Source organism: Pseudomonas sp. IPO3749, from assembly GCF_013386605.1.
Lineage (GTDB): Bacteria > Pseudomonadota > Gammaproteobacteria > Pseudomonadales > Pseudomonadaceae > Aquipseudomonas > Aquipseudomonas azotoformans_A.
This window is the reverse complement of sequence record NZ_JACARN010000010.1, coordinates 115916-122236: the sequence shown is the minus strand read 5'-3', so window position 1 is coordinate 122236 and position 6321 is coordinate 115916. Positions and strand designations below refer to the sequence as shown.

The 6321-nt window shown below is 61.6% G+C and carries 7 protein-coding genes; 2 read left to right on the top strand and 5 right to left on the bottom strand.

Annotation, left to right across the window (positions count from 1 at the left end; all coding sequences use genetic code 11):
• The first annotated feature begins 83 nt into the window (after positions 1–83).
• Positions 84–755: a M23 family metallopeptidase gene (locus HX812_RS04470; RefSeq protein ID WP_038845528.1), complete on the top strand. Its 672-nt coding sequence runs from the start codon at positions 84–86 to the stop codon at positions 753–755.
• Positions 756–758: 3 nt separating this feature from the next.
• Here the strand turns inward: HX812_RS04470 and HX812_RS04465 are convergent, their stop codons facing one another.
• From HX812_RS04465 to phoB, 3 genes are all read right to left on the bottom strand, one after another.
• Complete coding sequence (locus HX812_RS04465) at positions 759–2099, bottom strand: hemolysin family protein (RefSeq protein WP_010207573.1); 1341 nt, start codon at positions 2097–2099, stop codon at positions 759–761.
• A 124-nt stretch (positions 2100–2223) separates the two neighbouring features.
• Complete coding sequence (phoR, locus tag HX812_RS04460) at positions 2224–3510, bottom strand: phosphate regulon sensor histidine kinase PhoR (protein ID WP_218170090.1); 1287 nt, start codon at positions 3508–3510, stop codon at positions 2224–2226.
• A 71-nt stretch (positions 3511–3581) separates the two neighbouring features.
• On the bottom strand, positions 3582–4271 hold the full coding sequence (phoB, locus tag HX812_RS04455; RefSeq protein ID WP_003176964.1) for a phosphate regulon transcriptional regulator PhoB: 690 nt from the start codon (positions 4269–4271) through the stop codon (positions 3582–3584).
• Positions 4272–4426: 155 nt separating this feature from the next.
• Here phoB and HX812_RS04450 point away from each other — a divergent pair, with 155 nt between their 5' ends.
• Positions 4427–4807 carry a hypothetical protein gene (locus HX812_RS04450; RefSeq protein ID WP_038845531.1) on the top strand — a complete coding sequence of 127 codons (381 nt, stop codon included), beginning with the start codon at positions 4427–4429 and terminating at the stop codon, positions 4805–4807.
• A 32-nt stretch (positions 4808–4839) separates the two neighbouring features.
• On the opposite strand, the gene ubiA is transcribed toward HX812_RS04450, so the two are convergent.
• Positions 4840–5730 carry a 4-hydroxybenzoate octaprenyltransferase gene (ubiA, locus tag HX812_RS04445; protein ID WP_016978626.1) on the bottom strand — a complete coding sequence of 297 codons (891 nt, stop codon included), beginning with the start codon at positions 5728–5730 and terminating at the stop codon, positions 4840–4842.
• Positions 5730–6293: a chorismate lyase gene (locus HX812_RS04440; protein ID WP_038845534.1), complete on the bottom strand. Its 564-nt coding sequence runs from the start codon at positions 6291–6293 to the stop codon at positions 5730–5732. Before HX812_RS04440 ends, ubiA begins: the two co-directional genes overlap by 1 nt.
• Positions 6294–6321 lie beyond the last annotated feature (28 nt).

Sequence of the window (6321 nt, the reverse complement as noted above, 5' to 3'; positions counted from 1 at the left end):
CCAGCGCGGGGCAAGCCCGCTCACTACAGACTGTAACGATCCCTTGTTAGCCTGCCGGTCAGTCATCCCGGCAGGTTCACGCCATGCTCATGCGCTTATTGCTGTGCGGTGGGCTGGCAACGGTCGCTTTGTCGGCCCAGGCCATGACCCTCTACAAATCCACCGATGCCAACGGCGTGGTGTTTTTCAGTGACCGGCATACCCCGGGCGCCCAGGCGTTTGTGATCCAGGAGCGCAGGGTTGAACGCGTGAAGCCGCCGATGCTGGTCGTGCCCAAACCGAGTGATCAACAGCAGGCCTACCGTTACCCTTTGCCCTGGCGTGGCGGCCCGTTTCGCCTGAGCCAAGGCCCCAACGGCAGCTTCAGCCATACCGACGCCAAGAGCCGCTACGCCATGGACATCGCCATGCCCGAGGGCACGCCGATTATTGCGGCACGCAGCGGAAGGGTGGTGAAGACCGAGAATGAGCAGGTCGGGCGTGGCAATGATGCGTCCGGGAATTTTGTGCGAGTGCGTCATGACGACGGCAGTGAGGCGGTGTACCTGCACCTCAAGCAAGGCTCGGTCAGTGTCAGGGTTGGGCAGCGTGTGGCGGTAGGAAACCCGCTGGGGTTGTCGGGCAATACCGGCAACAGCAGCGGGCCGCATCTGCATTTTGTGGTGCAGCGCGCCACCGAGGCGGGGCTGGTGTCGATCCCGTATGAGTTTAACCAGCCGGTCGGCGCATTGCCCAATTTTGCATTGGGCAATTGACGATCAATCCAGCAGCAGCACCTTGGCCAACACGATCTTCGGCCCTTTCATCTTCTTGATGATGATGCGCAAGCCTTCCACCTCCAGCACTTCTTCCTCTTCCGGCACGCGCTTGAGGGTGTCGTAGATCAGGCCGGCCAGGGTTTCGGCTTCGATGTGGTCCAGGTCCACGCCCAGCAGGCGCTCGACCTTGAACAGCGGCGTGTCGCCACGTACCAGCAGCTTGCCCGGCTGGTAGGCCAGGATGCCGCGTTCGGCCTTGCGGTGTTCGTCCTGGATATCGCCCACCAGCACTTCCAGCACGTCTTCCATGGTCAGGTAGCCGATGATCTTGCCGTCGGCCTCTTCCACCAGGGCGAAGTGCGCGCCGCCTTTACGGAACTGCTCCAGCAGCTGCGACAGCGGCATGTGCCGCGACACACGCTCCAGCGGGCGGGTCAGCTCGGCCAGGTTGAACGACTCGGGGATGTGGTCCAGGGCCGCCAGTTCCAGTAGCAGGTCCTTGATGTGCAGCAGGCCCACGAATTCGTTGCGCACCGCGTCATACACCGGGTAGCGGCTGAATTTGTGGCGGCGGAACAGCGCGAGGATTTCCTTGAGCGGGGCATTGAAGTCCAGGGTCACCAGGTCTTCCCGGGAGTTGGCCCAGTCCACCACTTCCAGCTCGCCCATTTCCACGGCGGAGGCCAGCACGCGCATGCCTTGGTCGCTCGGGTCCTGGCCACGGCTGGAGTGCAGGATAAGCTTGAGTTCTTCACGGCTGTAATGGTGTTCGTGGTGCGGGCCGGGTTCGCCTTGGCCGGCGATGCGCAGGATGGCGTTGGCGCTGGCGTTGAGCAGGTAGATCGCCGGGTACATGGCCCAGTAGAACAGGTACAGCGGCACCGCCGTCCACAACGACAGCAGTTCGGGTTTGCGAATCGCCCAAGACTTGGGCGCCAGCTCACCGACCACAATGTGCAGGTAGGAAATCACGAAGAACGCTGCAAAGAACGACACGCCCTTGATCACTTCCGGCGACTCGACGCCCACGGCGCCCAGCAGCGGCTCAAGGATGTGCGCGAAGGCCGGCTCACCGACCCAGCCCAAGCCCAGGGAGGCGAGGGTGATACCCAGCTGGCAGGCCGACAGGTAGGCGTCGAGCTGGCTGTGCACGGTGCGCAGGATCTGCCCGCGCCAGCCGTTCTTGTGGGCGATGGCCTCGACCCGAGTGGCGCGCAATTTGACCATGGCAAATTCCGCCGCAACGAAGAAACCGTTGAGCAGTACCAGGATCAGTGCAAAAAGAATCATGCCGAAGTCGGCGAAGAGTGTAGCGAGGGTGATACCAGGGGAAGGGTCCATGATGGGGTTTTGCAGGTTCCGTGTGTTCAATAAGGGGTGGCAGGTGGGCCTGAGAGGCAGGCGCAAGTCGGCCAATGTAGCGGCTGACGGGGCGCTTGCCTAGTGCCCACTGCCGGGCGGGCCGTCAGGTGTCCTGATCAATTGCCTTCGATCGGGTCATCTGTGCCGGCGGGAAATGGCAGGTAAACGTACTGCCATGGCCCAATACGCTGCTGATCTCCAGGCGCGCGCGGTGACGCAGCAGCACGTGCTTGACGATCGCCAGGCCAAGCCCGGTGCCGCCGGTGTTGGAGTTACGGCTGGAGTCGACACGGTAGAAACGCTCGGTCAGGCGCGGCAGGTGCTTGGCGTCGATGCCGATGCCGGAGTCCTGCACGCTCAGGTGCGCTCCCTGTTCGTCGGCCCACCAGCGGATGCGGATATTGCCTTTGTCCTGGGTGTACTTCACGGCGTTGAACACCAGGTTGGAAAACGCACTGCGCAATTCGCCTTCGCTGCCTTTGAGCAGCACGGCCGGGTCGGCTTCCAGGGTGATCTGTTGCCCGCGTTGGCCGGACAGGGCCTGGGCGTCGTTCTTGATGGTCTGCAGCAGGCTTTGCACGGCGACGGGATGGTTGTCCGAGGGGTAATCGGTGGCCTCCAACTTGGCCAGCAACAGCAGGTCGTTGAGCAGTGTCTGCATACGTGAGCCTTGCTGCTGCATCTGCTGCAGGGCACGGCTCCAGCGCGGATTGATCTCGTCGACGTTGTCCAGCAGCGTCTCCAGATAGCCGCAGATTACCGTCAGCGGTGTGCGCAACTCGTGTGAGACGTTGGCGACGAAGTCTTTGCGCATCTGTTCCAGCTGGTGGATGCGGGTGACGTCGCGCACCAGCATCAGGTGTTCATTGTTGCCGTAGCGCGTCAGGTACAGCTGGATACGCACGCGGTCATTGGTGGGCGAGGGGATTTCCAGGGCTTCTTCGTAGTTCTCCTGTTCGAAGTACTCCTTGAAGCGCGGATGGCGCACCAGATTGGTCACCGGCTGGCCGCTGTCCTGGGGCGTCTTGAGGCCCAGCAGGGTCTCGGCGGCGCGGTTCCACCATTCCAGGTTGCCGTCGCTGTCGAGCATGATCACCGCATCTTTCAACGCGGCGGTGGATTCCTGCACCCGGTCGATCACCGCTTGCAGGCGCCCGCGTACCCGTTGGTCGCGGCGTTGCAAATGGTAGATGCTGTCGAACACTTCGCCCCACAGGCCGTAGCCATCGGGCGGTGCTTCATCGGGTTTGTGCTGGCGCAGCCATTCGTGCAGGCGCAGCAATTGCTTGAGGGTCCAACCCAGGTACAAGGCAATGCCGGCTGCCAGGCTCCAGCCGTAGTAGCCACTGACCAAACCCACCAACAGGCAGCCGGTGATCAGCAAAAGCATGTGGCGGATCAGGGTGCCATGCCAGTTTTGGTTCACTTGAACATGCGTCCTTGTCAGCTGTTAAGTCAGGCTCAGCCCTTGGTGGAAAACCGATAACCGGTGCCGCGCACGGTTTGTACCAGATTCTCGTAGGCATCGCCCAAGGCTTTGCGCAGGCGGCGGATATGCACGTCCACGGTGCGCTCTTCCACATACACGTTGCCGCCCCACACTTGGTCCAGCAATTGGCCGCGGGTGTAGGCGCGCTCCTGATGGGTCATGAAGAATTGCAGCAGGCGATATTCGGTCGGGCCCATCTCGGCTGGCTTGCCGTCGATGGTCACGCGGTGGCTGATTGGGTCCAGCAGCAGGCCGCCGACTTCGATGGGCGCTTCGCCATCGGTCGGGCCGGCACGGCGCAGCACGGCTTTCAGACGCGCTACCAACTCGCGTGGGGAAAACGGCTTGGTGATGTAATCATCTGCGCCAACTTCCAGGCCCTGGATCTTGTTGTCCTCTTCGCCTTTGGCGGTGAGCATGATGATCGGGATATCCCCGGTCAGCTCGTCACGCTTGAGGCGGCGGGCCAGCTCGATGCCGGAGGTGCCGGGCAGCATCCAGTCCAGCAGGATCAGGTCCGGCTTGCGGTCGACGATAATGGCATGGGCCTGCTGGGAGTTCTCGGCCTCCAGGCAGTCGTAGCCGGCCATTTCCAACGCAACGGCGATCATCTCGCGGATGGGCGCTTCGTCGTCAACAATCAGAATGCTCCTGCCAACCATGCTCAAAAATCCTCTTGTCATTTAACTGTCTTGCGCCGCATTAGATAACGGAATTATTGCAGTCGTGTGACAGTAATTTAGTCGCTCAGGCAATTCCCGCCTCTCTGGACTACGCTTTGGGTCCGAATCCTGACAACCACAAAAGGAAGGTTCCGATGACTTACAGCACGATTTCCTGGAAAGCCCTGCTGGTAACGGCGGCGTTGACGCTGCCGACCCTGGCGTTCGCGGCGGAACCCGCGATGACGAAAGACGGGATGCTGGTCGATCACAAGGGCATGACGCTATACACCTTTGCCAAGGACGCCGATGGCAAGTCCATGTGCAACGACAAGTGCGCCACCAACTGGCCACCGCTGATGGCTGAGTCCACCGATAAACCCATGGGGAAATGGACCGTCATCACCCGTGACGATCAGAAAAGCCAATGGGCTTACAGCGGAAAGCCGCTCTATACCTTCATCATGGACAAGAAGGCGGGCGACATGACCGGTGAGGGCAAAATGGACGGGGCCTGGAAAGTCGCCAAACCTTGATGCATACCCCTAACGGTGAGGGGCCTGGCCCCTCATCGAAATGCGTAATCCGCCACAATCCCGACAAAGATCGCCAACCCCGCCCAGTGGTTGTGCAAAAACGCCTTGAAGCACTTCATCCGATCCTTGTCCCGTGTATACCAGAACTCCCAGGCAAAGCAGCCCGCCGCTGCCAGCAGCCCCAGGTGAAACCAGCCGCCCAGCTCAAACCGGGCTCCGGCCAGCAACAGGCACGCCAGCGACAGCCCCTGCAAGGTCAGAATGATCACGCGATCAGCTTCACCAAACAGGATGGCCGTGGATTTAACGCCGATCTTCAAGTCGTCATCGCGATCGGTCATCGCGTAATAGGTGTCGTAGCCCACCGTCCACAACAGGTTGGCGATATACAGCAGCCACGCGGTGGCGGGCAGGCTGCCGGTCTCGGCGGTGAACGCCATCGGCATGCCCCAGGAAAACGCCGCCCCCAGCACCACCTGCGGGTAGTAGGTGTAGCGCTTCATGAACGGGTAGCTCGCCGCCAGGGCCAGGCCTCCGAGGGACAGTAGGATGGTGGTGGCGTTGGTCAGCAGCACCAGCAGGAAACTGATGCCCATCAGCACCGCGAAAAACACCAGCGCCTCTTTCGAACTGATCTTGCCGCTCACCAGCGGGCGCTGCTCGGTGCGCTTCACATGGCCGTCGACCTTGCGGTCGGCCCAGTCATTGATCACGCAACCACCGGCGCGGGTCAGCACCACACCCAGTACAAAAATCACGATATTGAGCAGGGACGGCGAGCCCTTGCCGGCGATCCACAGCGCCCACAGCGTTGGCCACAGCAGCAGGTAGATGCCGATGGGCTTGTCCATGCGGGTCAGTTGGATGAAATCCCAGGCCCTCGGGTTCAAGTGGTTCAGGGATTTGAGCAGACGCTGGTACATCAGCAGTTCTCCGGATGGGCGTGCAACGCGTGCCAGAAGCTGGGCAGAAAGACCTCTGCGACCAACACGCTCAGCGGCCCGCGATCAAAACGTGAACGGCGCGCCCATAGTCCGTCGACCTGATCCGCCGCAGGCAGCCATTCTATTGGGTAATGGCACACCTCGATGGCCTGGCGCGTGAATGCCTGGTCGCAGAACAGCAATTCGCCCAGTGAGCGGCTGCCCAACTCATCCATATGCAAGCCGTCGCCCTGCAAGGCGCTGCGTGCCGCCACACTGCGCGCGAACACCCAAGGCTGGCCATGCCCGCGCAAATACACCTCGCGCACCCAGCCGATACTGGCCGGTGGCAATGCCAGGGCGGCGCATTCATCGTCTCGCAACGGCTGCCAGCCCTCGAACAGCGGCGTCACGCTGAAACCCTCGTTGGACAGCCACGTCAGCCGCCGTGTCAGCGAGTCTTCGTTGAACAGCCAATTAAGCGTCAAGGGCGCAGGCGCGGGGTGCAGAAGGCTCTGGATCAGCCATTGGCAAGCATCGGGAGGGTCGATTGAGTGCGGCACGGTGAGTCAGTATTGGCAGCAAAAGAGG

What these genes read in the sequence shown, in the direction of transcription:
- HX812_RS04450 (WP_038845531.1), top strand. Translation starts at nt 4,427, where the DNA reads ATGACTTACAGCACGATTTCCTGGAAAGCCCTGCTGGTAACGGCGGCG.
- phoB (WP_003176964.1), bottom strand. Translation starts at nt 4,271, where the DNA reads ATGGTTGGCAGGAGCATTCTGATTGTTGACGACGAAGCGCCCATCCGC.
- HX812_RS04465 (WP_010207573.1), bottom strand. Translation starts at nt 2,099, where the DNA reads ATGGACCCTTCCCCTGGTATCACCCTCGCTACACTCTTCGCCGACTTC.
- HX812_RS04470 (WP_038845528.1), top strand. Translation starts at nt 84, where the DNA reads ATGCTCATGCGCTTATTGCTGTGCGGTGGGCTGGCAACGGTCGCTTTG.
- phoR (WP_218170090.1), bottom strand. Translation starts at nt 3,510, where the DNA reads ATGCTTTTGCTGATCACCGGCTGCCTGTTGGTGGGTTTGGTCAGTGGC.
- ubiA (WP_016978626.1), bottom strand. Translation starts at nt 5,730, where the DNA reads ATGTACCAGCGTCTGCTCAAATCCCTGAACCACTTGAACCCGAGGGCC.